This window comes from Pseudomonas sp. FSL R10-2964 (assembly GCF_009600035.1).
Classification (GTDB): Bacteria; Pseudomonadota; Gammaproteobacteria; order Pseudomonadales; family Pseudomonadaceae; genus Aquipseudomonas; species Aquipseudomonas bubulae.
In genome coordinates, this window is record NZ_WIWH01000152.1 from 1 (window position 1) to 255 (window position 255).

Consider the following 255-nt stretch of genomic DNA (forward strand, 5'->3'; position numbering starts at 1 on the left):
GGAGTAATCATCTCCCCCCTTTCTCTTGGCGTCAGGGCTCCCTATCAATATAACTTGCTTTGCATTCTTCATTCGATTTCGAAGATTTTTTTTAATTGTTTCTCTTTGGCTTGTATCCCTAGATATGCATAGGTCGTGCGCATCAAAAAAGTCAAAGTCAATATTATCATTGTCACGCCATGCCTCCATGAGTCTGTACAAAAGAATATCTTCGCTTGCAAAGGCAACATAGGTTTTGTTCCGATACGCCATAAT

At 40.0% G+C, this 255-nt stretch carries 1 protein-coding gene; it reads right to left on the bottom strand.

Annotation, left to right across the window (positions count from 1 at the left end; translation table 11 throughout):
• On the bottom strand, positions 1 to 252 hold a 252-nt coding region (locus GHN92_RS24080; protein WP_372239762.1), incomplete at its 3' end, for a TIR domain-containing protein.
• Positions 253 to 255 lie beyond the last annotated feature (3 nt).